The organism is Pseudomonas oryzicola (assembly GCF_014269185.2).
GTDB classification, from domain to species: domain Bacteria; phylum Pseudomonadota; class Gammaproteobacteria; order Pseudomonadales; family Pseudomonadaceae; genus Aquipseudomonas; species Aquipseudomonas oryzicola.
Window position 1 is genome coordinate 24842 of the sequence record NZ_JABWRZ020000004.1, and the last position, 23923, is coordinate 48764.

Consider the following 23923-nt stretch of genomic DNA (forward strand, 5'->3'; position numbering starts at 1 on the left):
AGCGGCCTTGAGTCGCGATGGGCTGGGAAGCAGCCCGCGGGGCTCAGCTAACATGCACATATTGCAGGGGTTGCCATGCAGCCCATCGCAACCCAAGGCCGCGGGCTGCAAAAAACTGTGCAAGCTGGGTGAATGTCGCATTCAGACCAGCTTGTGCTCCATGGCGTACTTCACCAACTCCGCCAGCGAGTTCACCTTCAGCTTCTGCATCAACCGCGCCTTGTGCGTACTGATAGTCTTGCTCGACAGCGCCAGCTGCTGGGCGATGTCGTTGACGTTGGCGCCCTGGGCCAAGCGCTCGAATACCGAAAACTCGCGCTCTGACAGCAGTGTGTGCAACGGCCGTGACTCGGTCAGGCCCACTTCGAATACCATGCGGTCGGCCAGCGCCGGGTCGATATAGCGCCCGCCTGCAGCAACCCGGCGAATGGCGGTCAGCAACAACGCCGGGTCGCTGTCCTTGGTGGCATAGCCCGCCGCCCCGGCCTTCAGCGCCCGCGCCGCCATCTGCGCCTCATCGTGCATCGACAACATCAGGATCGCCGGCGCGTCATGCAGTGCGCGGATCCGCGGGATCGCCTCCAGGCCATTCACGCCAGGCATCGAGATATCCAGCAATACCACCTCGCACGGCGTATGGCGCAGGGTTTCCAGCAGTTGCTCGCCGTTAGCTGCCTCCCCCGCCACCTGCATGTCCTTGGCCAGGCCAATCAACTGCTTGATGCCTTCACGGACAATGGTGTGGTCTTCGGCCACCAGCACTCGAATCACGATCGCTCTCCTACTTCAACGGAATGGCCACGCTCAGGCTGGTGCCTTCGCCCGGTTCACTGTCCAGCGCCATGCTGCCGCCCAGCATCAGCACCCGCTCCCGTACACCTACCAGGCCGAACGACGCAGGCCGGGGCTGGTTGCGGCAAAAGCCTTGCCCGTCATCGCTGACGGTCAGGCGCAGTTGCCCGTGCTCGTGCACCAGTTCGATCTCCACGCTGTGCGCCTGGGCATGGCGCATCACGTTGGTCAGCGCCTCCTGGAGAATACGAAACAGGCCAGTGGCCTTGGCATCACTCAATGCTGGCAGATTATCCGGTACTTGTACCAGGCAGGGGATCTGCGTGCGCGCCTCGAAGCGCCGCGCCTGCCACTCGATGGCCGAGGCAATGCCAGCATCGAGGATAGGGGGGCGCAAGGCGGTGGCCACATCGCGCACCAGCTGGAACAGCTGGGCGATCAGGCGCTTCATGCTATCCAGGCGCTCGTGCAGGCCCGGGTCCAGCTCGGCAAAGGCCAGCTCGCACATCGACACTTCCAGCTTGAGCACGGTCAGCATCTGCCCCAGCTCATCGTGCACTTCGCGGGCGATGCGGGCCTTTTCCTCCTCACGCACACTCTCCAGGTGAGCCGACAATTCGCGCAATTGCTCCTGGGACCTGGCCAGCGCCAACTCGGCCCGCTTGCCCTGGGTGATGTCCCACACCACGCCGTCCCACACCACCCGGCCATCGGCCAGGCGCCGGGTACTGGCCTTGATGTCGGCCCAGCGCTGTTCGCCCTGGCGGGTAAGGATACGCCCCTGCCAGGACCAGTCCTGGTCGCTGGCCAGGGCCAGGTCCTGGACCCGGTGGTAATCGGCACGGTCGTCAGGGTGCACCAGGTTGCGCAAGCCCATCTGCGGGTGCTGGATCTCGCTGGGCGTATAGCCCACCAACGCCTCGCTGCCCTCGCTGATGTAAGGGAACTCCAGGTCGCCCTCGGCCGGATCGCGCTCCAGGCGGAACACCAGCCCCGGCACGTTGCCGGCAATCCCCTTGAGCCGCGCCTCGCTTTCCCGCAGGGCCGCCAGGGCGCGGTGGCGCTCGGTGACATCGGCGAGGTAGACCACCAGGTACTCGGAATCCCGAAAGCGCAGGAAACTCAGCGACAGCTCCACCGGCAGCAGGCTCTGGTCGGCCCGCCGGCATTGCGTCTCGAACTGGCCGACACCGCCCTCCCCGGTGCGCGCGCCTTTCCATAGATCCAGCCAGCGGTCCATGGTCAGGTTGGGCTCGAAGGTGCTCAACGGCCGCTCCAGCAGCTCGCCTTCGCCGTAGCCCAGCATGCGTTCGGCGGCGTGGTTGGCGTAGCGTACATGGCTGTCCCAGTTGACCCAGAGGATGCCCACCGTGCTCTGGTCGATGGCGAACTGGCTCAGGCGCAGTGCTTCCTCGCGCACCTGCCGCTCTGCCAGGCTCTCGCGCGTGGCCAGCAGGCTGCGCTCGAGCTGGCGCTGCTGTCGGCGCTGCCACACCAGCGTAGCCAGCGCGCACAGCAGCAACATGCCGGACAGCAAGGCGAGGTTCTGCCAGAAACCGGTCGACTCGCTAAGGCGCGGGTACTTCGGTTGCAGCCAACGCCGGTGCAGTTGCTCCAGCTCCTTGGCTGGCAGCGCCTGCAGGCCACGCTCAAGCACATCCGCCAGCAGCGGCCAGTCGCGCCGCGAACCGATGCGTAGCAACTGCGGCAAGCCGATGTCACCAACCACCGCCAGCTCGCCGAACTCGCTTTCCCGTGAAAGCCGGCTGAGCTGGGCTTCATCCAGCACCGCGAAACTGGCCTGGCCGCCCACTACCAACTGCAACGCCTCGCGCTCGTTGGGCACCCCTTGCAGGTTGAGGTTGTTGTAGTTGGCGCGCAGGTAGTCCGCCAGCTGGCTGGGCATGCGTACCGCCACACGCTGCTCGGCTTCGAGTTTTTCCAGCTCTACGGCCATCGCCCCGGTACGCGGCCCCACCACCAGTTGCGGTACACGCATGTACGGGTCGCTGAACAGCCACAGGCGCAAGCTCATCGGGGTCTGGGTCAGGCCCGGGGCAAAGTCGATCTCACCCGCCTGCAGGGCGTGCTCAAGGCTGGCCTGGTCAGCGAAATTGCGCCAGGTCAGGTCCAGGTGCAGCGCCTGCGCGAGGCTGCTGACCAACTCCACATTGGCCCCATACAGTTGTTGCAGACGCCGGTCGAACTGCGCGTAGGGTGCCTGCAGCACCAAGCCCACGCGCAGGCTGCGATGCGTGTCCAGCCATTGCTGCTGCGCAGGCTCCAGCACTACCGATGGCAGCGCCTCGGACTTGGCCAATGCAATCAAGGGCAGCCATAAACAGCCGATAACCAACAGGCGACGCAATCGCTTCATCTACACGCTCGTCTTGGCAAAGGCGGCCATGCAGCATGGCCGTCACGGGCAAATACTATTAGGCTGCCGGTATCATTCTGGCCTTGGGTTGACTCATGTCCACACTTTATCGCACGACGCTGGCAATGTGCTGCCTGGCCTCGTTCCTTCCACTAGGCGTCTTTGCCGCCGATGCCGAACAACCACCTGTCACCAGCGAAGCCCCGGCTGCCCCTGCCCCGCGCCCGCCGTTGCTGGAGCGTAGCCAGGAGGACGCCCAGGCGCTCGAACGGCTGGTGCCCAAGGCCGAGCAGCAGACGCTGCAAGGCGGTGCCGACAGCTTCCTGGCGCTGTGGAAACCGGCCAACGACAGCGACCCGCAGGGCGCCGTCATCATCGTGCCCGGCGCCGGCGAAACGGCCGATTGGCCAACCGCGGTCGGCCCGCTGCGGCGCAAGTTCCCCGATGTCGGCTGGCACAGCCTGAGCATCAGCCTGCCCGACCTGCTCGCCGACAGCCCACAGGCGCGGGTCGAAGCCAAGCCAGCTGCCAAGCCAGCGCCAGAGCAGGGCGAAAGCGCCCCGGCCAAGGACCTGCCGGCCGATGCCAACGCCAACGTCGCCCAAGCCACCGCGGCCGATGCCGACACTGCAGAAAGCACTGATGCCGAACAGGCCAGCGAGCAAACCGACCCGGCCGATGCCGCGCGCATCTTCGCGCGCCTGGACGCTGCTGTGGCGTTTGCGCAGCAGCATAACGCCCGCAGCATCGTGTTGATCGGCCATGGCAGCGGCGCGTATTGGGCGGCCCGCTACCTCAGCGAGATGCAGCCACCGCAGGTGCAAAAACTGGTGCTGGTGGCTGCGCAGACACCGGCGCGGGTGGAGCATGACCTGGAAAGCCTGGTCCCCACCCTGAGAGTGCCCACTGCCGATATCTACTACGCCACCCGCAGCGCTGACCGCAATGCGGCCGCGCAGCGCCTGCAGGCCAGCAAGCGGCAGAAGGACAGCCAGTACCGGCAGTTGTCGCTGATTGCCATGCCGGGGAACAAGGCGGCAGAACAAGAGCAGCTGTTCCGCCGGGTGCGGGGGTGGATGAGTCTGTAGGAGCGGATTTATCCGCGATGCAGGCGACGCGGTGTATGGCAGCGGCTGTGCCGGTGATCGCGGCTGAAGCCGCTCCTACAAGTGCCGCGCAGGCTTTTACAGGCCGCGTCGCTTGCGGATCAAGGCATAGGCCTGGTGCAACTCCCGCGTACGCTCGGTCGCTTCACGCAGCTGTGCCTCGCTCGCCCCCGTGCCCGCCAGCTTGTCCGGATGATGGCGGCTGACCAGCCGACGATAGGCCTGCTTGATCTTGTCGCCCTCGGTGTCTGCCTCGACTGCCAGCAGCTTCAGCGCGGCCGCGTAGGTCATGGGTACCTCGCGGGCACCGGCAGCCCTGCGCGGCTCGTACTCCAGCGACATGGCCTGGACCTGTCGCCGGCTCAGGCCCAGTTTGTGCCCCCACTCCAGCAGCAACTCGCGCTCCTTGTTGCCCATCTTGCCGTCAGCCCAGACCATGCGCCAACAGGCACGCAGGGTGCCTTCCGCCGCATGTGGCTGTTGCCGGATACGCCGCAAGTGCCCACCCAGCCGGTCCTTGCCCGCCTTGCCGCGGTTGAACGCGGCAATCGCACGCAGCCGGGCTTCTTCGGCCAGGTCCAGGCGCACCATTTCCTGACGCGCCTGCTGAATATGCTGCTCGGCCACCCGGCCATCGCACTTGGCCAGGCGGCCGAGCATCACGAACAGCAACTCGTCATCCTGCAAGGCCGGGCGCCCGCCCAGGCGTTCGCGCAGGTCTTCCCAGCCCTGCAAACGCAGGCGGCGGTCAATGAACTGACCGAGCAATGCGCCGAGCAAGGCACCGGGGATGCTGGCAACGGCAAAGCCGGCACCGGCGCCAATCACCGTGCTTGGCCACCACATGTCAGGCACGCTCGCCGATCAGGCGCTCGGCCTCGGCCAGGCGCTCGAGGGTACCGACATCCACCCAGTGCCCACGGTAGTGTTCGCCACTCACCTGCCCTGCCGCCATGGCCTGGCGCAGTAGCGGTGCAAGCTTGAAGGCACCCGGTTGGCAGCCCTCGAACAGCGCCGGGTGCAATATCGAAAGGCCACTGAAAGTCAGCGTACCAGGCGCGTCGTCACCATCCACTACCTGCCCGCCCACCAGGCGGAAGTCGCCGCGGCCATGGTGGCCCGGATTATCAACCAGGACCAGGTGAGCCAGGCCCTGCAAGGGAGCCTGCAGGTGCGTGAAGTCATAGTCGGTCCAGACATCGCCGTTCACCAGCAGGAACGGCGCGTCGCCCAGCAGTGGCAAGGCCTTGAAGATGCCACCGCCGGTTTCCAGCGGCTCGCCTTCGGGCGAATAGCGGATGCTCAGGCCGAAGCGACTGCCATCACCCAGGTGGTCTTCGATCTGCTGGCCAAGCCAGGCATGGTTGATCACCACCTCGCTGACGCCCGCCGCCGCCAGGGCGCGCAAGTGATACTCGATCAGGGGCTGGCCCGCGACCGGGAGCAACGGTTTGGGTGTATGCAGGGTCAGCGGGCGCATACGCTCACCCTTCCCCGCCGCCAGGATCATTGCCTTCATGCACGCGCTCCGGCCTGCAACTCGGCAATCAGTTCGCCCAGCTCCGCCAATTCGGGCCGGCGACCGATCACCTCTTCTATATAGGCGAAGAAACGCGGCACGTCGCCCAGGTAGCGTGGTTTGCCATCGCGGTGGCAGATACGGGCAAAGATGCCGATCACCTTCAGGTGGCGCTGCACACCCATCAGGTCGCTGGCGCGCTGGAATGCCTCGAAATCGGCCTGCACCGGAATACCGGCAGCCCGTGCCTGCTGCCAGTAGTCACGCAGCCAGCCTTCGACCCGTGCCTGTGGCCAGCTGATGAAGGCGTCCTTGAACAGGCAGGTGATGTCGTAGGTGACCGGGCCATAGACCGCATCCTGGAAGTCCAGCACACCGGGGTTGGGCGTGCTCTGCATCAGGTTGCGCGGCATGTAGTCGCGGTGCACCAGCACCCTGGGCTGGGCCAGGGCGCTGTCGATCAGCAGCTGGCTGACACGCTGCCAGGTGGTTTGCTGGGCATCGCTGAAGGCCAGGCCAAGCTCACGCCCCACGTACCATTCGGGGAACAGTTCGACTTCGCGGCGCAACAGGGCGTCGTCGTAGCTGGGCAGCGGCGCGTCCATCGGCAGGCGCTGGAAGGCCAGCAGGGCGTCGATGGCATCGGCAAACAAGCCGTCGGCGTTGTCGGCATCGATGATGTCGAGGTAGGTCTGGTGGCCCAAGTCGCCCAGCAGCAGGAAGCCGCGTTCCAGGTCCTGGGCGTGGATCAGCGGTACATGCACGTCGGCGCTGGCCAGCAGATGGTCAATGGCGACGAACGGTCGGCAGTTCTCCTGTGGCGGGGGCGCATCCATGATCACGAAGCTGTGCCCAGCGCCCTGCCAACGGAAATAACGACGGAAGCTGGCGTCGCTGCTGGCCGCGGTCAGACTGCCTGCGGGCACTTCGCCCCAGGCGTTTTTCCGGAAAAGATCATTGAGCTGCTCATCGAGCCAGACCGTCAGTTGTTGCAGGCGTACATCGTGTTCAGGCATTACAAGGGTCTCCGACGGCCCTAGCCGTCAAGCGGGTCATGCTTTATTATCCAGCATCTTTTTCAGACCATCGAGAGGCGTGCGGCCCCACACGCGGGCAGATGGCACGCAGGAAGCCCGGACTAATAAGATGGCATTGAAATCCCCCGCGTTTCGTAGAAAGTTTCCGTTGCTGGTAACCGGCGGTCTGCTGGCCCTGCAACCTCTGGCCACGTCGTACGTGGTGGCAGCCGAACAGTTCGACTGCCAAGTGTCCGCCTCCGGTGGTTGGGACTGCAAGCCCAAGACCCCAGTCAACAACCTGCCGCCGCGCCCGGTGCATGAGGGTGCTGCAGTCAGCACCGGTACCGAAGCCGCGAGCGAAGGCGAAACGGCGGACCGCCCGATGCTGGTCACCGAGGCCAAGGGCCGCGCCCTGAAGTCGCGCAGCGAAGACTACAGCCACCTGGACTGGGTACCGCGAGAAAAGCTCACTGCCGCGCAGCTGGCCGAGACCGGCCCGTACTGTGGTGGTGCGTACATCGAGCCAACCCGCCCGGGCATGGCCGACACCACGCCGAAGGACGAGTCGCCAACCTACATCAACGCCAAGGTATCCAAGTACCAGCAGGAGCAGCAGATCGCTACCCTCGCCGGTGACGTGGTGATGCGCCAGGGCAGCATGCAGGCCGAGGCCGACGAGGCCAACCTCTATCAGACCGAAAACCGTGGCGAGCTCAAGGGCAACGTCAAGATCCGTGACAACGGTTCGCTGGTGGTCGGTGACGAGGCGCAGATCCAGCTCGACACCGGCGAGGCCCAGGTCGACAACGCCGAATACGTGATGCACACGTCGCACATCCGCGGCAGCGCCCTGTATGCCAAGCGTAGCGAAAACGCCATCATCCGCCTCAAGGACGGTACGTACACCACCTGCGAACCGGGCAGCAACGCCTGGCAGTTGAAGGGCAACAACATCACCCTGAACCCGGCCACCGGTTTCGGTACCGCGACCAACGTCACGCTGCGGGTCAAGGATTTCCCGGTGTTCTACACACCGTACATCTATTTCCCGATCGACGACCGTCGCCAGTCCGGCTTCCTGCCGCCATCGTTCAGCAGCACCAGCGACACCGGCTTCATGCTGGTCACGCCGTACTACTTCAACCTGGCACCGAACTACGACGCCACGTTGTACCCGCGCTACATGACCAAGCGTGGCCTGCTGATGGAAGGCGAGTTCCGCTACCTGACGCCTTCCAGCGAAGGCCAGTTCGGTGGTGCTTACCTCAACGACAAGAACGACGACCGCAAAGACCAGACTGACTACCAAGAACAGCGCTGGATGGTCAACTGGCAGCACAAGGGCGGGCTGGATGAGCGCCTGATGACCGAGGTGGACTACACCGACATCAGCGACCCGTTCTACTTCCAGGACCTGGAAACCGACCAGATTGGCGTCGAAACCCAGGACCTGCTGAACCAGCAGGGCGCTCTGACCTACCGCGGCGACAGCTACACCGCGCGGCTGAACGTGCATGCCTACGAGATGGCGACCATTTCGAAGATCACCCCGTATGATCGCCTGCCGCAGATTACCTTCAACGGTAAGCTGCCGTACGAACCGGGTGGGCTTAATATTGCCTACGAAACCGAGGCAGTCCGTTTTGAGCGCGACCTGAAAGACGACTTCGTATTCGATAAAGACGGCAACCCCGACTTCTCCGCCGGTGCAGCAGGCCGCCGCCTGGACCAGAACGTCAGCGGTATTGCCCGTGCCAACGGCAACCGTTTCAATGTCGCACCGTCGATCAGCCTGCCGATGGAAGCCAGCTACGGCTTCCTGACCCCCAAGCTGAAGTATGCATACACCCACTACGACCTGGATCTGGACAGCCAAGGCAAAACCCAGGCAATCGCGCAGTCGGCCAACCCGGCGTACGGCAGCTACAACAGCTCGCTGAACCGCGATATCCCGATCTTCAGCGTGGACAGCGGGCTTTACTTCGACCGCAATACGTCGTTGTTCGGCTCCAACTACAAGCAAACCCTTGAACCGCGCATGTACTACCTTTACGTCCCGTACGAGGACCAGAAGGACATCCCGCTGTTCGACTCGGGTGAAACCCTGTTCAGCTACGACTCGCTGTTCCGCGACAACCGCTTCAGCGGCACCGACCGCATCGGTGACGAGAACAAGCTGTCGCTGGGCGTGACCACCCGCTGGATCGAGGACAATGGCTTCGAACGCCAGAACTTCAGCATCGGCCAGGCGTACTACTTCAAGGACCGCAAGGTCCAGCTGCCGGGCATCAACTACAAGGAACGCACAGACGCGCAGTCCGACGTATCCCCGTACGCGCTGATGTACAACTACTTCTTCAACCGCGACTGGCGCTTCAATTCGGACTTCAACTGGGACCCGGACAGCCGCAGCACCCGCTCGGGCAGCGCGATGTTCCACTACCAGCCTGAAGACAACCCGAACAAGGTGGTCAACCTCGGTTATCGCTACCGTAACGACACCATCTCCTACGACTCCACGACCGGCACCTGGAAAGTGGGCGGTGGCGACTACGGCGTACCGGGTAGCCCGAACTACATCAAGGACTACTACAAGATCCAGCAGCATGACTTCTCGGTCATCTGGCCGATCGTTCCGCAGTGGAGCGTCATCGCGCGCTGGCAGCATGACTACAATCGCAACCGCACCCTGGAAGCAATGGGCGGTTTCGAGTACGACAACTGCTGCTGGAAGCTGCGCCTGATCAACCGTTACTGGCTCGACTACGACGACTTCAGCCAGGCTCTTCCGGCGAACGAAAAAGGCGACCATGGCATCTTCCTTCAGATCGTCCTGAAGGGCCTCGGTGGTGTAGTCGGCAACAAGGTCGAATCTTTCCTCGACCAAGGCATTCAAGGTTACCGTGAACGTGAAGACCAAGCTTATTGATCGACTGCGTCCAGCGTTGCTGGGCGTTGCATTGCTGAGTGGCGCGGTGCATGCCGCGGTGCAACCTCTTGATCGCGTGGTGGCCATCGTCGACAACGACGTGGTCATGCAAAGCCAGCTGGACCAGCGCATCCATGAGGTGCAGCAGACCATCGCCAAACGTGGCGGCGGCGTGCCGCCAACGGGCGCCCTGGAACAGCAGGTGCTGGAGCGCCTGATCGTCGAGAACCTGCAGCTGCAGATCGGCGAACGCTCCGGTATCCGCATCACTGACGAAGAGCTGAACCAGGCCATCGGCACCATTGCCCAGCGCAATGGCATGTCGCTGGACCAGTTCCGTGCCGCCCTGGCCCGCGACGGCCTGTCGTTCGACGACGCCCGCGAGCAGGTCAAGCGCGAGATGATCATCAGCCGCGTGCGCCAGCGCCGCGTGGCCGAGCGCATCCAGGTGTCCGAGCAGGAAGTGAAGAACTACCTCAACTCCGACCTGGGCAAGATGCAGATGTCGGAAGAGTACCGCCTGGCCAACATCCTGATCCCGACGCCGGAAGCGGCCAGCTCGGACGATATCCAGAAGGCTGCACGCAAGGTCGGTGACCTGTACCAGCAACTGCGCCAGGGCGCCGACTTCGGCCAGGTGGCGATTGCCAACTCAGCCAGCGAGAACGCCCTGGAAGGCGGCGAGATGGGATGGCGCAAAGCCGGCCAGTTGCCACCGGACTTCGCCAAGATGCTCAGCAGCATGCCGGTTGGCGAAATCACCCAGCCGATCCGCATCCCCAACGGCTTCATCATCCTCAAGCTCGAGGAGAAGCGTGGCGGCAGCGAGAACGTGCTGCGTGACGAAGTGCACGTGCGCCATATCCTGATCAAGCCGAGCGAAATCCGCAGCGAAGCGGCCACCGAGCAACTGGCCGAGCGCCTGTACGAGCGTATCAAGAACGGCGAAGACTTCGGCGAACTGGCGAAGAGCTTCTCGGAAGACCCGGGCTCGGCGCTCAACGGCGGCGACCTCAACTGGGTGGACCCGAACAGCCTGGTACCGGAGTTCCGCGAGCAGATGGCCAACGCCACCCAAGGCGAAGTCACCCGTCCGTTCAAGACCCAGTACGGCTGGCATGTCCTGGAAGTGCTGGGCCGCCGCGCCACCGACAGCACCGAGCAGGCTCGCGAACAGCAGGCCATGAACGTATTGCGCAATCGCAAGTACGACGAAGAGCTGCAGACCTGGCTGCGCCAGATTCGCGACGAAGCCTACGTTGAAATCAAGCTGCCTGGCGCTGACCAGGCCACCCAGTGAAGCCTCTGCGCTTCGCCGTCACCCCCGGCGAACCAGCCGGCATAGGTCCCGACCTGTGCCTGCTGCTCGCCGCAGACGCCCAGCCCCACCCCCTGATCGCCATCACCAGCCGTGACCTGCTCGCCGAGCGGGCCACCCAGCTGGGGCTGGCCGTCAACCTGTTACCGGTAGCGCCGGGCCAATGGCCCGAACAGCCGGCACCGGCGGGTAGCCTGTACGTCTGGGATACGCCCCTGGCGGCCCCGGTAGTGCCAGGTCAGCTCGACAAGGCCAATGCCACGTTCGTGTTGCAAACCCTGAGGCGCGCCGGGCAAGGCTGCCTGGACGGGCACTTCGCCGGGATGATTACCGCGCCTGTGCACAAGGGGGTCATCAATGAAAGCGGCATCGCCTTCTCCGGGCATACCGAATTCCTTGCCGAACTGACCCACACCGCACAAGTGGTGATGATGCTCGCCACCCACGGCCTGCGCGTCGCCCTGGTGACCACGCACCTGCCACTGCGCGACATTGCCGACGCCATCACTGCCGAACGCGTCGAACGTGTGACACGCATCCTGCACGCGGACATGCGTGACAAGTTCGGCATTGCCAACCCGCGCATCCTGGTGTGCGGCCTCAACCCGCATGCGGGTGAAGGTGGCCACCTGGGCCGCGAGGAAATCGACATCATCGAGCCGACCCTGGCCCGCTTGCGCACCGAGGGCATGGACCTGCGCGGGCCGCTGCCGGCCGATACCCTGTTTACCCCCAAATATCTGGAGCACTGCGATGCAGTGCTGGCGATGTATCACGACCAGGGCCTGCCCGTACTCAAGTACAAAGGCTTTGGCGCAGCCGTGAACGTGACCCTGGGTCTGCCGATCATCCGCACGTCGGTTGACCATGGCACCGCCCTGGACCTTGCCGGTACCGGCAAGATCGACACCGGCAGCCTGCGCGTCGCGCTGGACACCGCCTACCAGATGGCCGAGAACCGACCATGAACGAGCAATACCAACACCGGGCGCGCAAGCGCTTCGGCCAGAACTTCCTGCACGACGCAGGCATCATCGACCGCATCCTGCGTGCCATCAACGCCAAGGCCGGTGAGCACCTGCTGGAGATCGGCCCGGGCCAGGGTGCCCTGACCGAAGGCCTGCTGGGCAGCGGCGCACAGCTGGACGTGGTGGAACTGGACAAGGACCTGGTGCCGATCCTGCAGCACAAGTTCGCCAACCGCAGCAACTTCCGCCTGCACCAGGGCGACGCCCTGAAGTTCGACTTCAACCAGCTGGACGTCCCACCGCGCAGCCTGAAGGTAGTAGGCAACCTGCCCTACAACATTTCCACCCCGCTGATCTTCCACCTGCTCAGCCACGCCGGGCTGATCCGCGACATGCATTTCATGTTGCAGAAGGAAGTGGTCGAGCGCATGGCCGCCGGCCCTGGCGGTGGCGACTGGGGGCGTTTGTCGATCATGGTGCAGTACCACTGCCGGGTCGAACACCTGTTCAACGTTGGCCCGGGTGCCTTCAATCCACCGCCGAAAGTGGACTCGGCCATCGTTCGCCTGGTACCGCACGAAGTGTTGCCACATCCGGCCAAGGATGCACAACTGCTGGAGCGCGTGGTACGTGAAGCGTTCAACCAGCGCCGCAAGACCCTGCGCAATACCATGAAAGGCCTGCTCGACAGCGCAGCCATCGAGGCAGCAGGGGTGGACGGCAGCCTGCGCCCTGAACAGCTGGACCTGGCGGCCTTCGTGCGCCTGGCTGACCAACTGGCCGACCAGCAGGCCTGACAGCCTGGATCAGCCTCTTCGCCGGCACGCCCGCGAAGAGGCCGGTACCGACTATAGATATCCCCAAGCCGCCACACCGCTGGCCCTCCCACCGCTCAATGGCCTAGACTGCATTATTGCGTCAGTTTTTTCCCAAGGCCCTTGCATGTCCGACCCCCGCTATCAGATCGACGTCAGCGTCGTGACCCGCTACCTCAAAGAACAATCCGACCCCGAAAACAGTCGTTTCGCTTTCGCCTACACCATCACCGTGCAGAACAACGGCTCGCTCAACGCCAAGCTGCTGTCGCGCCACTGGCTGATCACCAACGGTGACGGCGAGGTCGAGGAAGTTCGCGGTGCCGGCGTGGTCGGCCAGCAGCCCAACATCGCCCCCGGCCAGAGCCACACCTACAGCAGCGGCGCCGTGATCAGCACCCGCGTAGGCACCATGCAGGGCAGCTACCAGATGTTCGCCGAAGACGGCAAACGCTTCGATGCCCAGATCGCGCCCTTCCGCCTGGCGGTGCCCGGGGCGCTGCACTGATGGCTACCTACGCTGTCGGAGATTTGCAGGGCTGCCTGCAGCCACTCAAGTGCCTGCTCGAACGCGTCAGTTTCAACCCCACGGTCGACCGCCTGTGGCTGGTCGGCGATCTGGTCAACCGCGGCCCCGAGTCGCTGGAAACCCTGCGGTTCCTTTATTCGATCCGCCAGTCGCTGGTCTGCGTGCTAGGCAACCATGACCTGCACCTGCTGGCCGTCTGGCATAACGTCGAGCGCCTGAAGAAAAGCGACACCCTGCGCGAAATCATCGAGGCGCCGGACGCCGACCAGCTGTTCGACTGGCTGCGCCAGCAAAAGCTGCTGCACTACGACGAGCCCCGGGGTATTGCCCTGGTTCATGCCGGCATTCCACCGCAATGGACCTTGGGCAAAGCCCTGGCCCTGGCCGGCGAAGTCGAAGAGGTACTGCGCGACGACAGTCGCCTGAAGCAATACCTGGACGGCATGTACGGCAACGAGCCAAGCAAGTGGAGCAAGAACCTCTGCGGCATCGAACGCCTGCGGGTCATCACCAACTACCTTACGCGCATGCGCTTCTGCACCGCCGAGGGCAAGCTCGACCTCAAGAGCAAGGAAGGCCTGGAAACCGCCCCCAAAGGCTACAAGCCCTGGTTCGCCCACAAGGACCGCCGTTCACGCCACGTGAAGATCATCTTTGGCCACTGGGCAGCCCTGCAGGGTCAGGTCGACCAACCTGGCATCATTGCCCTGGACACCGGCTGCGTATGGGGTGGCGCCATGACCCTGTACAACGTCGACAGCGGCGAATATCACCGCTGTGATTGCGCCGACGACGGCACCCTGCGCCAACCGGCACAACCCACTACACTCAACGACCACACCTGAAGGAAGTAGTACCCATGAGCGAATTCAAGCGCATCCCTCCCGAGCAGGCCTTGGAGCTTCGCAAGCAACAAGGTGCGGTCGTCGTCGACATTCGCGACCCCCAGGCTTTCGCCGCCGGCCACATTACCGGTGCCAAGCATCTGGATAACCATTCGGTCGCCGAGTTCATCCGCAATGCCGACCTCGATGCCCCGACCCTGGTGGTGTGCTACCACGGCAATTCCAGCCAGAGCGCCGCAGCCTACCTGGCCAATCAGGGGTTTTCCGACGTTTACAGCGTTGACGGCGGCTTCGAACTGTGGCGCGCCACCTACCCGGCCGAGACCGCCCAGGGCACTGCCGAATAATTTTTTCATCTACACTGGAGCCCGCGCCCTGTGCGGGCTCGCGGCTTATCTGACGAACGGTCGCCCACAACTTCTCCGCCCCTCGCCCTTGACCTTGCGGATAACCAACTATTCTTAAGCGCAGGCCATCCAGAAAAAGGGGAGAGCCGGTACACCGGCGTGCGGGTCATCGGTAGCGTTACAGGGTGTTTGGGGGGTATACAGCAATCGGGAACCCGGTTGCGTGCCAGCATCAGCTGACTGATCCGGCGTCGTCTCCACGTATCGAGCGAGGTGACGTCATGAGTATTTTTAGCCACTTCCAACAACGTTTCGAGTCAACGCGCCAGGAAGAATTAACGCTGCAGGAGTACCTCGAGCTGTGCAAAGAGGATCGCAGTGCCTACGCATCGGCGGCCGAACGCCTGTTGCTGGCCATCGGTGAGCCAGAGCTGATCGACACCTCTACCAACTCCAGGCTGTCGCGGATTTTCTCCAACAAGGTCATCCGCCGCTATCCGGCCTTTGCCGACTTCCATGGCATGGAAGAGTGCATCGACCAGATCGTCTCGTACTTCCGCCATGCCGCCCAAGGCCTGGAAGAGAAGAAACAGATCCTCTATCTGCTGGGCCCGGTGGGCGGCGGTAAGTCGTCGCTGGCGGAAAAACTCAAGCAGCTGATGGAAAAGGTACCGTTCTACGCCATCAAGGACTCGCCGGTATTCGAGTCGCCATTGGGCCTGTTCAATGCCAGCGAAGACGGGGCCATCCTCGAGGAAGAGTACGGCATCTCGCGGCGCTACCTGAACACCATCATGTCGCCTTGGGCCACCAAGCGCCTGCAGGAGTTCGGCGGCGACATCAGCAAGTTCAAGGTGGTGAAGCTGTACCCCTCGATCCTCAACCAGATCGCCATCGCCAAGACCGAACCGGGTGACGAGAACAACCAGGACATCTCGGCCCTGGTCGGCAAGGTGGATATCCGCAAGCTCGAGGAATTCCCGCAGAACGATGCCGACGCCTACAGCTATTCGGGCGCGCTGTGCCGGGCCAACCAGGGCCTGATGGAATTCGTCGAAATGTTCAAGGCCCCGATCAAGGTCCTGCACCCGTTGCTCACCGCCACCCAGGAAGGCAACTACAACAGTACCGAAGGCCTCGGTGCCATCCCCTACTCCGGGATACTCCTGGCCCACTCCAACGAATCGGAGTGGCACACCTTCCGCAACAACAAGAACAACGAGGCGTTCATCGACCGGATCTACATCGTCAAGGTGCCGTACTGCCTGCGCGTCAGCGATGAGATCAAGATCTACGACAAGCTGCTGGTCAACAGTTCGCTGGCCAAGGCCCACTGCGCCCCGGACACACTGAAGATGCTGGCGCAGTTCACCGTGCTGTCGCGCCTGAAGGAGCCGGAAAACTCCAACATCTACTCGAAAATGCGGGTGTACGACGGGGAGAACCTCAAGGATACCGATCCAAAGGCCAAGTCGATCCAAGAATACCGCGATGCCGCAGGCGTCGACGAGGGCATGAACGGTCTGTCGACCCGCTTCGCCTTCAAGATCCTGTCCAAGGTGTTCAACTTCGACCCGCATGAAGTGGCCGCCAACCCGGTGCACCTGCTGTATGTACTGGAGCAGCAGATCGAGCAGGAACAGTTCCCGGCCGAAGTGCGCGAACGCTACCTGCGCTACCTGAAGGAGTACCTGGCGCCGCGCTACATCGAGTTCATCGGCAAGGAAATTCAGACTGCGTACCTGGAGTCCTACAGCGAGTACGGCCAGAACATCTTCGACCGCTACGTGCTGTACGCCGACTTCTGGATCCAGGACCAGGAGTACCGCGACCCGGAAACCGGCGAAATCCTCAACCGTATCGCCCTCAACGAAGAGCTGGAGAAGATCGAGAAGCCGGCCGGCATCAGCAACCCGAAAGATTTCCGCAACGAAATCGTCAACTTCGTGCTGCGTGCCCGCGCCAACAACAATGGCAAAAACCCGAGCTGGCTGAGCTATGAAAAGCTGCGGGTGGTGATCGAGAAGAAAATGTTCTCCAACACCGAGGACCTGCTGCCAGTCATCAGCTTCAACGCCAAGGCCAGCAAGGAGGACCAACAGAAACACAACGACTTCGTCACGCGCATGGTGGAGCGTGGCTACACCGACAAACAGGTTCGTCTGCTGTCGGAATGGTACCTGCGGGTCAGGAAATCGCAATAAAGCGGCAAGCTACAAGCCGCAAGCTCCAGGCTGTACGGCGCCGAGCGCAAGCCCGGCGTCGCAGCTTGCAGCCGCGGTGGCTGCTCTTTCTTGCAGCTTGAAGCTTGTGGCTTGCAGCTGCTCCAGCTACCGGAGGGACCATGAGCTACGTTATAGACCGACGCCTGAACGGCAAGAACAAGAGCACGGTCAACCGCCAGCGCTTTCTGCGGCGGTACCGCGAACACATCAAGAAAGCCGTCGAAGAGGCGGTGAGCCGCCGTTCCATCATGGACATGGAACATGGCGAGCAGATCAGCATTCCGGGGCGCGATATCGACGAACCGGTGCTGCACCATGGTCGCGGAGGCAAACAGACCATCGTCCACCCGGGCAACAAGGAATTCACCGCCGGTGAGCACATTCCCAGGCCGCAAGGGGGTGGAGGTGGCAGCGGCCGTGGCAAAGCCGGTAATTCCGGCGAAGGCATGGACGATTTCGTCTTCCAGATCACCCAGGAAGAATTTCTCGAATTCATGTTCGAAGACCTCGAACTGCCCAACCTGGTCAAACGCCACCTGACCGGTGCCGACACCTTCAAGACCGTGCGCGCCGGTATCGCCAACGAAGGCAACCCGTCACGCATCAATATCGTGCGCACCCTGCGCTCGGCCCATGCCCGGCGTATCGCCCTCACCGGCAGCAGCCGCGCCCTGCTGCGCGAGGCGCAGAAGGAACTCGCCCGCCTGAAGATCGAGGAACCGGACAACTTTACCGATATCCAGGAAATCGAACAGGAAATCGAACGCCTGAAGGCACGCATCAACCGCCTGCCCTTCCTCGATACCTTCGACCTCAAGTACAACCTGCTGGTCAAGCAGCCCAACCCCAGCTCCAAGGCGGTGATGTTCTGCCTGATGGACGTGTCCGGGTCGATGACCCAGGCCACCAAAGACATTGCCAAGCGCTTCTTCATCCTGCTGTACCTGTTCCTCAAGCGGAACTACGACCGCATCGAAGTGGTATTCATCCGCCACCACACCAGCGCCCGTGAAGTCGACGAGGAAGAATTCTTCTATTCGCGGGAAACCGGCGGCACCATCGTTTCCAGTGCACTCAAGCTGATGCAGGAAATCATGGCCGAGCGCTACCCGGCCAGCGACTGGAACATCTACGCCGCCCAGGCCTCCGACGGCGACAACTGGAACGACGACTCGCCGATCTGCCGCGAGATCCTGTCCAAGCAGATCATGCCGCATGTGCAGTACTACACTTACGTCGAGATCACCCCACGTGAGCACCAGGCGCTGTGGTACGAATACGAGCGCATCGGCGAAGCCTTCCCCGACACGTTCGCCCAGCAGCAGCTGGTATCGGCCGGCGACATCTACCCGGTCTTCCGTGAACTCTTCCAGCGCAGGTTAGCCACATGACCGCCAGAGCACAGAGACGCCAACCCATTTCCACCGGGTCCGAGTGGACGTTCGAACTGATCCAGACTTACGACCGGGAAATCAGCCGCCTGGCCGAGCGTTACGCCCTGGACACCTACCCCAACCAGATCGAGGTGATTACCGCCGAGCAGATGATGGACGCCTACGCCTCGGTCGGCATGCCGCTGGGCTATCACCACTGGTCCTATGGCAAACAGTTCCTCAGCACGGAAAAGTCCTACAGCCGTGGCCAGATGGGCCTGGCCTACGAAATCGTGATCAACTCCGACCCGTGCATTGCCTACCTGATGGAAGAAAACACCATGTGCATGCAGGCATTGGTGATCGCCCATGCCTGCTACGGCCATAACAGCTTTTTCAAGGGCAACTACCTGTTCCGGACCTGGACCGACGCCAGTTCGATCATCGACTACCTGGTGTTCGCCAAGCAGTACATCGCCCAGTGCGAGGAGCGCCATGGCATCGATGCCGTAGAGGACCTGATCGACTCCTGCCATGCCCTGATGAACTATGGCGTCGACCGCTACAAGCGCCCCTACCCCATTTCCGCCGAAGAGGAACGGCGCCGGCAGAAGGAACGCGAAGAGCACCTGCAACGGCAGATCAACGACCTGTGGCGGACCATCCCGAAAAGCGCCGACAAAGGCAATGAACGCGATGATGCACGCTTCCCCGCCGAACCACAGGAAAACATCCTGTATTTCATCGAGAAGAACGCCCCGCTACTGGAGCCTTGGCAACGTGAAGTGGTGCGCATCGTGCGCAAGATTGCCCAGTACTTCTATCCGCAGCGCCAGACCCAGGTCATGAACGAAGGCTGGGCGACGTTCTGGCACTACACCCTGATGAACGACCTGTACGACGAAGGGCTGATCACCGAGGGCTTCATGATGGAGTTCCTGCAGTCGCACACCAGCGTGGTGTTCCAGCCTGGCTTCGACAGCCCGTACTACAACGGCATCAACCCGTACGCACTGGGCTTTGCGATGTACACCGACATCCGCCGCATGTGTGAAAACCCGACCGAGGAAGATCGCCGCTGGTTCCCCGACATTGCCGGCAGTGACTGGCTTTCTACCATCAAGTTTGCCATGAGCAGCTTCAAGGACGAGAGCTTCATCCTGCAGTACCTGTCACCCAAGGTGATGCGTGACCTCAAGCTGTTCAGCATCCTCGATGATGACCAGCGCGACGACCTGCTGGTGCCCGCCATTCATGACGAGGCCGGCTACCGCATCATTCGCGAACAACTGGCGGCGCAATACAACCTGGGCAACCGCGAACCGAACGTGCAGATCTGGAGCGTCGATCGCCGCGGTGACCGCTCGCTGACCCTGCGCCACCAACAACACAACCGTAAACCGCTGGGCGACTCCACCGATGAAGTGCTCAAGCACCTGCACCGCCTGTGGGGTTTCGACATTCACCTGGAGACCGTGCAGGGCGACCAGGTGATGAAGACCCACCATATGCCACCGCGCGGCGAGCACGGCGAAAACGCCGACTACGGGCGCATGGACCTGGCCGTCATCCACCACCTCTGATGCAACGCCATGACTGCCGACGGGTTATCCTGTCGGCAGTTATGGAGAGCTGCATATGCACATCTACAAAGTCGGCGGCGCCGTGCGCGACCGCCTGCTCGGCCGCCCTGTCAGCGATATCGACTGGCTGGTGGTCGGCGCCACGGTCGAGGAAATGCACGCCAAGGGCTACCGCCCGGTCGGCGCCGACTTCCCGGTGTTTCTGCACCCGACAACCGGCGAGGAATACGCCCTCGCGCGCACCGAGCGCAAGAGCGGGCGTGGCTACGGTGGCTTCACCTTTCACGCCAGCCCCGACGTGACGCTGGAAGAAGACCTCATACGCCGCGACCTGACCATCAATGCGATGGCCGAGGACGAAGCGGGTGTCTTGTACGACCCCTATCACGGCAAGAATGATCTCGATCAGCGCCTGTTACGCCACGTTTCACCGGCATTTGCCGAAGATCCACTGCGCGTGCTGCGCGTTGCGCGCTTCGCTGCCCGTTATGCACCGCTGGGTTTCCGGGTGGCCGGGGAAACCTTGGAGCTGATGCGCCAGATAAGTGCTTCGGGCGAGCTGCAGGCGCTGACTGCCGAACGCAGCTGGAAGGAAATCGAGCGGGCGCTGATGGAAGCGCAGCCGCAGGTGTTCTTCCAGGTACTGCAGGCCTGTGGCGCGCTGCCGGAGCTGCTGCCCGAACTTGAAGACGATACCCAGGCACTGGTGGCGCTGGAGCAGGCTGCGCTGCATGAGCAGCCCCTGCACGTACGCTGGGCCTGCCTGCTGCACGGGCTGGCCCCTGCCTCGATCAAAGCCGTCAACCAGCGTCTCAAGGCGCCGCGGGAATGCCAGGAGCTGGCGTTGCTGACCGGGGAATGCCTGGCGCAAGGCAACCAGGCGCTGGCGTTGCCAGCGATGGCGCTGCTGGAACTGCTACAGAAGTTCGATGTGTACCGGCGGCCGCAGCGGTTCGAGGACTTCCTGGTCGCTTGCCAGATGACCGCATTCGGCGAGGGCAAGGCAGGTTATCCACAGGCCGATTACCTGCGAGGTGCGGCAGCGGCAGCGCGGGCGGTGGATGTGAAACCGCTGGTGCAGGCCGGGCTGACTGGCCAGGCACTGGGCGAAGCGCTCAAGGCTGAGCGGTTGGAAGCGCTTGAGGTTTACCAGCGTAGTTAGACCTACCAGCCCTTTCGCGGCCAAAGCCGCGGAAGGGCTGGTACAGGCTCAAGCCGGAGTCAGCTGCAACCCACGCCATTCAAAGGCAACCGGCGCCAGTACCTGGTCAATCCGCGCCTCCTGCCACAACTGCGCCATGCTCTTGTCTACCCCCGGATGCACCAGGTCGGGCGCCAGCAGCGATAGCGGCCACAGCACGAAGGCATTCTTCAGAATTTCGGCACGGGGCAGCACAAGCCCATCGAAGGTGCCGAGCAAGTCGTCATACATCAGCACATCGATATCCAGCGGCAGCCCCTTGCGGTCCGGTGCATAGCGGCCGTTGTCAGCCTCGATGAACTTCAGCCGGCGGTCCAGTTCGATCAACGGCAGCGCCGTCTGCCCGGTCACCACGAAGTTGATGAACGGCCCGCTCTTGATGCCCACCGCCTGGCTTTCGAATGCCGGCGAACAGCGCATACCGGTCAGGATGCCGGCCAAAGCATCGAGCCCGGCGCACAAGTGCGCCTCGCGGTCGATGTTGCTGCCAAGGCCCAGGTACACCGTGCTCAGAGACATCCGCGCTCGATCTCCACGCCAACACCACCACGGGCCGCAGGCACCGCACCCGGTTTGGTCAGCTTCAACCGCACCCATGGGATGTGGAACTCTTCCATCAGCGTTGCCACCAGGCGCTCGGCAAAGGTTTCCACCAGTTCGAAACGGGCCTGCTCGGCAAACGCCTGGATACGCGCCGACACACTGGCGTAATCCAGCGCCAGGCTCAGGTCATCACCGGCCGCAGCCGGGCGGTTGTCCCAGGCGAAGCTCAGGTCCAGGCGCAAGCATTGGCGAATATCCCGCTCCCAGTCATAGGCACCGATGACGGTATCGACTTCCAGGCCTTCGATGAACACTCTGTCCAAGCACTTCTCTCCACAGCACGACAAGGGCGACTGGCGCCGTTAGAATCAGGGCGTCCTCGCCCGGAATAGTTAGCATGTTTTGGTTACTGGCGCTGCTCGCCTACCTGCTCGGCTCGCTGTCCTTCGCCATCGTCCTAAGCCGCCTCGCGGGCAGCCCGGACCCGCGTTCCAGCGGTTCAGGCAATGCCGGCGCCACCAACATGCTACGCCTGGCAGGCCGCAAGCTGGCGATCCTGACCCTGCTCGGCGACCTGTGCAAGGGCCTGTTGCCGGTATGGCTCGCCCGCCTTGCCGGGCTGGACCTGCAAGCGCAAGCCTGGGTTGGCGTGTGCGCAGTGCTGGGCCACCTGTTCCCGCTGTACTTCCGCTTCCGCGGCGGCAAGGGCGTGGCGACCGCCGCCGGCATGCTCATGGCCCTGTACTTCCCGGCCGCGATGCTGGCGATCGGCGCCTGGCTGCTGACCTTCTACCTCACCCGTACCAGCTCGCTGGCGGCGCTGATTGCAACGCCGCTGACCTTGCCCTTGCTGGCGTGGCGCGAGCCAGAGGCCCTGCTGCCGATCAGCGTGCTGACGGTCATGATCGTATGGCGTCACCGCAGCAACCTGCGTGACCTGTTCGCCGGCCGCGAACGCCATTTCTAGCCGTCAGACCGGCGGCAACTGCTCCATCGGCCAGCGTGCCTGCACGCTGATTGCCAGGTCCTGCTGCTGCCCGGCCAGCAACCGCTGGCAACCAGCGTAGGCGATCATCGCGCCGTTGTCGGTGCAGAACTGCGGGCGCGCGTAGTACACGTTGCCCTTGATGCTGGCGAGCATGTCCTCGAGGGACGCACGCAAGGCCTTGTTGGCGCTGACACCACCGGCGATGACCAGGCGCTTGAGGCCGGTCTGTTTCAGCGCCCGCTTGCACTTGATGGTAAGAGTCTCCACCACCGCCTGCTGGAACGCCAGGGACAGGTCGCAACGGGTTTGTTCGTTGTCGTCACCAGCATCGCGGCACTGTTGCCAGGTGTTCAGGGCGAAGGTTTTCAGGCCGCTGAAGCTGAACTCCAGGCCCGGGCGGTCGGTCATCGGCCGCGGGAACACGAAGCGCCCCGGCACACCGCGCTCGGCCAGGCGAGCGATTTCCGGGCCACCAGGGTAGTTCAGGCCGATCAGCTTGGCCGTCTTGTCGAACGCTTCGCCGGCGGCGTCGTCCAGGCTCTCGCCCAACAGCTCGTACTGGCCGATGCCATCGACGCGCACCAGCTGGGTGTGGCCGCCCGATACCAACAAGGCGACGAACGGAAACTCGGGCGGGTTCTGCTCCAGCATGGGCGCCAGCAGGTGGCCTTCCATATGGTGCACGCCAATCGCCGGGATGTCCCAGGCAAAGGCCAGCGCCTGCGCACAGGACGCCCCCACCAGCAAGGCACCGACCAGGCCAGGGCCGGCGGTGTAGGCAATGGCGTCGATTTCGGTGGCAACGCAGCCTGCCTCGTCCAGCACCTGGCGGATGAGCGGCAGCATGCGCTTGACGTGGTCACGCGAGGCAAGCTCGGGTACCACGCCGCCGAACACGCGGTGCAGGTCGATCTGGCTGAACAGTGCGTCGGCCAACAAACCACGCTCGCTGTCATATAATGCGACGCCAGTTTCGTCGCAGGATGTTTCCAATCCCAGTACTAGCATGGGCTCGTCCCTTGTGGGGGCTGAATTCGAAGCCGCGCATGATAGTCCTCGTGTCGGATGCCGACCAGCGGTTTTCGATCAGAGGCTTTGCATTCCGGCTTGCTAAGGGTTAACATCCGCAACCCTTGAAAACCGACGTTCTCCAGCACACCTTTGTTTTGCCAGGAGCACGTCTACCCCGGTAATGAATTAAGGTAGCCCTGGATGCCAGCCGTCAAAGTTAAAGAGAACGAACCCTTCGACGTAGCTCTGCGTCGTTTCAAGCGCTCCTGCGAAAAAGCCGGTGTACTGGCTGAAGTTCGTAGCCGCGAGTTTTACGAGAAGCCGACCGCCGAGCGTAAGCGCAAAGCAGCTGCTGCTGTTAAGCGTCACGCCAAGAAAGTTCAGCGCGAACAGCGCCGCGCCGTTCGTCTGTACTAATACAGGCGTTCTACGCAA

At 63.0% G+C, this 23923-nt stretch carries 22 protein-coding genes; 14 read left to right on the forward strand and 8 right to left on the reverse strand.

Features of this window, described 5'->3' with window-relative positions; genetic code table 11:
- Window positions 1-141: 141 nt before the first annotated feature.
- Both HU760_RS23075 and HU760_RS23080 read right to left on the reverse strand, forming a co-directional pair.
- Window positions 142-774 carry a response regulator gene (locus HU760_RS23075; RefSeq protein ID WP_170034010.1) on the reverse strand — a complete coding sequence of 211 codons (633 nt, stop codon included), beginning with the start codon at window positions 772-774 and terminating at the stop codon, window positions 142-144.
- Between the two features lie 7 nt (window positions 775-781).
- Window positions 782-3169 carry a PAS domain-containing sensor histidine kinase gene (locus HU760_RS23080; protein WP_186675042.1) on the reverse strand — a complete coding sequence of 796 codons (2388 nt, stop codon included), beginning with the start codon at window positions 3167-3169 and terminating at the stop codon, window positions 782-784.
- Between the two features lie 95 nt (window positions 3170-3264).
- Here HU760_RS23080 and HU760_RS23085 point away from each other — a divergent pair, with 95 nt between their 5' ends.
- Window positions 3265-4257, forward strand: a complete 993-nt coding sequence (locus HU760_RS23085) for an alpha/beta hydrolase family protein (RefSeq protein ID WP_186675041.1) — start codon at window positions 3265-3267, stop codon at window positions 4255-4257.
- A 96-nt stretch (window positions 4258-4353) separates the two neighbouring features.
- Here HU760_RS23085 and HU760_RS23090 read toward each other — a convergent pair whose 3' ends face one another.
- From HU760_RS23090 to HU760_RS23100, 3 genes are read right to left on the reverse strand one after another with little or no spacing between them, the layout of a single operon-like run.
- On the reverse strand, window positions 4354-5121 hold the full coding sequence (locus HU760_RS23090; RefSeq protein ID WP_186675070.1) for a TerB family tellurite resistance protein: 768 nt from the start codon (window positions 5119-5121) through the stop codon (window positions 4354-4356).
- 1 nt (window position 5122) lies between these two features.
- Entirely contained in the window at window positions 5123-5794 is a 672-nt protein-coding gene (murU, locus tag HU760_RS23095) for an N-acetylmuramate alpha-1-phosphate uridylyltransferase MurU (RefSeq protein ID WP_186675040.1), read from the reverse strand.
- A complete protein-coding gene (locus HU760_RS23100; RefSeq protein WP_186675039.1) occupies window positions 5791-6810 on the reverse strand; it encodes an aminoglycoside phosphotransferase family protein in 1020 nt (339 codons plus the stop codon). The genes murU and HU760_RS23100 overlap by 4 nt, the downstream gene beginning before the upstream one ends.
- Window positions 6811-6940: 130 nt before the next feature.
- On the opposite strand from HU760_RS23100, the gene HU760_RS23105 reads away from it, so the two are divergent.
- The 11 genes from HU760_RS23105 (at window position 6941) to HU760_RS23155 (ending at window position 20907) form a co-directional block, all read left to right on the forward strand.
- Window positions 6941-9742 carry an LPS-assembly protein LptD gene (locus HU760_RS23105; protein ID WP_186675038.1) on the forward strand — a complete coding sequence of 934 codons (2802 nt, stop codon included), beginning with the start codon at window positions 6941-6943 and terminating at the stop codon, window positions 9740-9742.
- Window positions 9723-11042 (forward strand): peptidylprolyl isomerase SurA, encoded by a 1320-nt coding sequence (gene surA, locus HU760_RS23110; protein ID WP_437179868.1) that lies wholly within the window; start codon window positions 9723-9725, stop codon window positions 11040-11042. The genes HU760_RS23105 and surA overlap by 20 nt, the downstream gene beginning before the upstream one ends.
- A complete protein-coding gene (gene pdxA, locus HU760_RS23115; RefSeq protein WP_186675036.1) occupies window positions 11039-12028 on the forward strand; it encodes a 4-hydroxythreonine-4-phosphate dehydrogenase PdxA in 990 nt (329 codons plus the stop codon). The genes surA and pdxA overlap by 4 nt, the downstream gene beginning before the upstream one ends.
- Window positions 12025-12825, forward strand: a complete 801-nt coding sequence (rsmA, locus tag HU760_RS23120) for a 16S rRNA (adenine(1518)-N(6)/adenine(1519)-N(6))-dimethyltransferase RsmA (RefSeq protein ID WP_186675035.1) — start codon at window positions 12025-12027, stop codon at window positions 12823-12825. The genes pdxA and rsmA overlap by 4 nt, the downstream gene beginning before the upstream one ends.
- A gap of 145 nt (window positions 12826-12970) precedes the next feature.
- Window positions 12971-13351, forward strand: coding sequence for a Co2+/Mg2+ efflux facilitator ApaG/CorD (gene apaG, locus HU760_RS23125; protein ID WP_186675034.1), 381 nt, complete (start codon window positions 12971-12973; stop codon window positions 13349-13351).
- Window positions 13351-14217 carry a symmetrical bis(5'-nucleosyl)-tetraphosphatase gene (locus HU760_RS23130; protein ID WP_186675033.1) on the forward strand — a complete coding sequence of 289 codons (867 nt, stop codon included), beginning with the start codon at window positions 13351-13353 and terminating at the stop codon, window positions 14215-14217. The genes apaG and HU760_RS23130 overlap by 1 nt, the downstream gene beginning before the upstream one ends.
- A 14-nt stretch (window positions 14218-14231) precedes the next feature.
- Complete coding sequence (gene glpE, locus HU760_RS23135) at window positions 14232-14564, forward strand: thiosulfate sulfurtransferase GlpE (protein WP_186675032.1); 333 nt, start codon at window positions 14232-14234, stop codon at window positions 14562-14564.
- Window positions 14565-14845: 281 nt separating this feature from the next.
- Window positions 14846-16768 (forward strand): PrkA family serine protein kinase, encoded by a 1923-nt coding sequence (locus tag HU760_RS23140; RefSeq protein WP_186675031.1) that lies wholly within the window; start codon window positions 14846-14848, stop codon window positions 16766-16768.
- A 140-nt stretch (window positions 16769-16908) separates the two neighbouring features.
- Window positions 16909-18180, forward strand: a complete 1272-nt coding sequence (locus tag HU760_RS23145; protein ID WP_186675030.1) for a YeaH/YhbH family protein — start codon at window positions 16909-16911, stop codon at window positions 18178-18180.
- Window positions 18177-19745 (forward strand): SpoVR family protein, encoded by a 1569-nt coding sequence (locus HU760_RS23150; RefSeq protein WP_170027946.1) that lies wholly within the window; start codon window positions 18177-18179, stop codon window positions 19743-19745. The genes HU760_RS23145 and HU760_RS23150 overlap by 4 nt, the downstream gene beginning before the upstream one ends.
- 55 nt (window positions 19746-19800) lie before the next feature.
- Window positions 19801-20907 (forward strand): multifunctional CCA addition/repair protein, encoded by a 1107-nt coding sequence (locus HU760_RS23155; RefSeq protein WP_186675029.1) that lies wholly within the window; start codon window positions 19801-19803, stop codon window positions 20905-20907.
- A gap of 48 nt (window positions 20908-20955) precedes the next feature.
- Here HU760_RS23155 and folK read toward each other — a convergent pair whose 3' ends face one another.
- Window positions 20956-21465, reverse strand: coding sequence for a 2-amino-4-hydroxy-6-hydroxymethyldihydropteridine diphosphokinase (gene folK / locus HU760_RS23160; protein ID WP_186675028.1), 510 nt, complete (start codon window positions 21463-21465; stop codon window positions 20956-20958).
- The gene (folB, locus tag HU760_RS23165) at window positions 21456-21812 is read right to left on the reverse strand and encodes a dihydroneopterin aldolase (RefSeq protein WP_019471281.1); all 357 of its coding nucleotides are present in this window, start codon (window positions 21810-21812) and stop codon (window positions 21456-21458) included. The genes folK and folB overlap by 10 nt, the downstream gene beginning before the upstream one ends.
- Before the next feature lie 74 nt (window positions 21813-21886).
- On the opposite strand from folB, the gene plsY reads away from it, so the two are divergent.
- The gene (gene plsY, locus HU760_RS23170) at window positions 21887-22456 is read left to right on the forward strand and encodes a glycerol-3-phosphate 1-O-acyltransferase PlsY (protein WP_186675027.1); all 570 of its coding nucleotides are present in this window, start codon (window positions 21887-21889) and stop codon (window positions 22454-22456) included.
- Window positions 22457-22459: 3 nt separating this feature from the next.
- Here the strand turns inward: plsY and tsaD are convergent, their stop codons facing one another.
- Window positions 22460-23485: a tRNA (adenosine(37)-N6)-threonylcarbamoyltransferase complex transferase subunit TsaD gene (tsaD, locus tag HU760_RS23175; protein WP_170027942.1), complete on the reverse strand. Its 1026-nt coding sequence runs from the start codon at window positions 23483-23485 to the stop codon at window positions 22460-22462.
- 204 nt (window positions 23486-23689) lie between these two features.
- Here tsaD and rpsU point away from each other — a divergent pair, with 204 nt between their 5' ends.
- Complete coding sequence (gene rpsU / locus HU760_RS23180; protein ID WP_003255575.1) at window positions 23690-23905, forward strand: 30S ribosomal protein S21; 216 nt, start codon at window positions 23690-23692, stop codon at window positions 23903-23905.
- Window positions 23906-23923: the final 18 nt, after the last annotated feature.

Bases quoted from the DNA above. Each gene is read 5' to 3' on its own strand.
- rsmA (WP_186675035.1), top strand. From the start codon at position 12,025: ATGAACGAGCAATACCAACACCGGGCGCGCAAGCGCTTCGGCCAGAAC.
- HU760_RS23085 (WP_186675041.1), top strand. From the start codon at position 3,265: ATGTCCACACTTTATCGCACGACGCTGGCAATGTGCTGCCTGGCCTCG.
- HU760_RS23140 (WP_186675031.1), top strand. From the start codon at position 14,846: ATGAGTATTTTTAGCCACTTCCAACAACGTTTCGAGTCAACGCGCCAG.
- plsY (WP_186675027.1), top strand. From the start codon at position 21,887: ATGTTTTGGTTACTGGCGCTGCTCGCCTACCTGCTCGGCTCGCTGTCC.
- folK (WP_186675028.1), bottom strand. From the start codon at position 21,465: ATGTCTCTGAGCACGGTGTACCTGGGCCTTGGCAGCAACATCGACCGC.
- HU760_RS23080 (WP_186675042.1), bottom strand. From the start codon at position 3,169: ATGAAGCGATTGCGTCGCCTGTTGGTTATCGGCTGTTTATGGCTGCCC.
- apaG (WP_186675034.1), top strand. From the start codon at position 12,971: ATGTCCGACCCCCGCTATCAGATCGACGTCAGCGTCGTGACCCGCTAC.
- HU760_RS23150 (WP_170027946.1), top strand. From the start codon at position 18,177: ATGACCGCCAGAGCACAGAGACGCCAACCCATTTCCACCGGGTCCGAG.
- HU760_RS23155 (WP_186675029.1), top strand. From the start codon at position 19,801: ATGCACATCTACAAAGTCGGCGGCGCCGTGCGCGACCGCCTGCTCGGC.
- HU760_RS23145 (WP_186675030.1), top strand. From the start codon at position 16,909: ATGAGCTACGTTATAGACCGACGCCTGAACGGCAAGAACAAGAGCACG.
- murU (WP_186675040.1), bottom strand. From the start codon at position 5,794: ATGAAGGCAATGATCCTGGCGGCGGGGAAGGGTGAGCGTATGCGCCCG.
- HU760_RS23130 (WP_186675033.1), top strand. From the start codon at position 13,351: ATGGCTACCTACGCTGTCGGAGATTTGCAGGGCTGCCTGCAGCCACTC.
- glpE (WP_186675032.1), top strand. From the start codon at position 14,232: ATGAGCGAATTCAAGCGCATCCCTCCCGAGCAGGCCTTGGAGCTTCGC.
- rpsU (WP_003255575.1), top strand. From the start codon at position 23,690: ATGCCAGCCGTCAAAGTTAAAGAGAACGAACCCTTCGACGTAGCTCTG.
- HU760_RS23100 (WP_186675039.1), bottom strand. From the start codon at position 6,810: ATGCCTGAACACGATGTACGCCTGCAACAACTGACGGTCTGGCTCGAT.
- HU760_RS23105 (WP_186675038.1), top strand. From the start codon at position 6,941: ATGGCATTGAAATCCCCCGCGTTTCGTAGAAAGTTTCCGTTGCTGGTA.
- HU760_RS23090 (WP_186675070.1), bottom strand. From the start codon at position 5,121: ATGTGGTGGCCAAGCACGGTGATTGGCGCCGGTGCCGGCTTTGCCGTT.
- tsaD (WP_170027942.1), bottom strand. From the start codon at position 23,485: ATGCTAGTACTGGGATTGGAAACATCCTGCGACGAAACTGGCGTCGCA.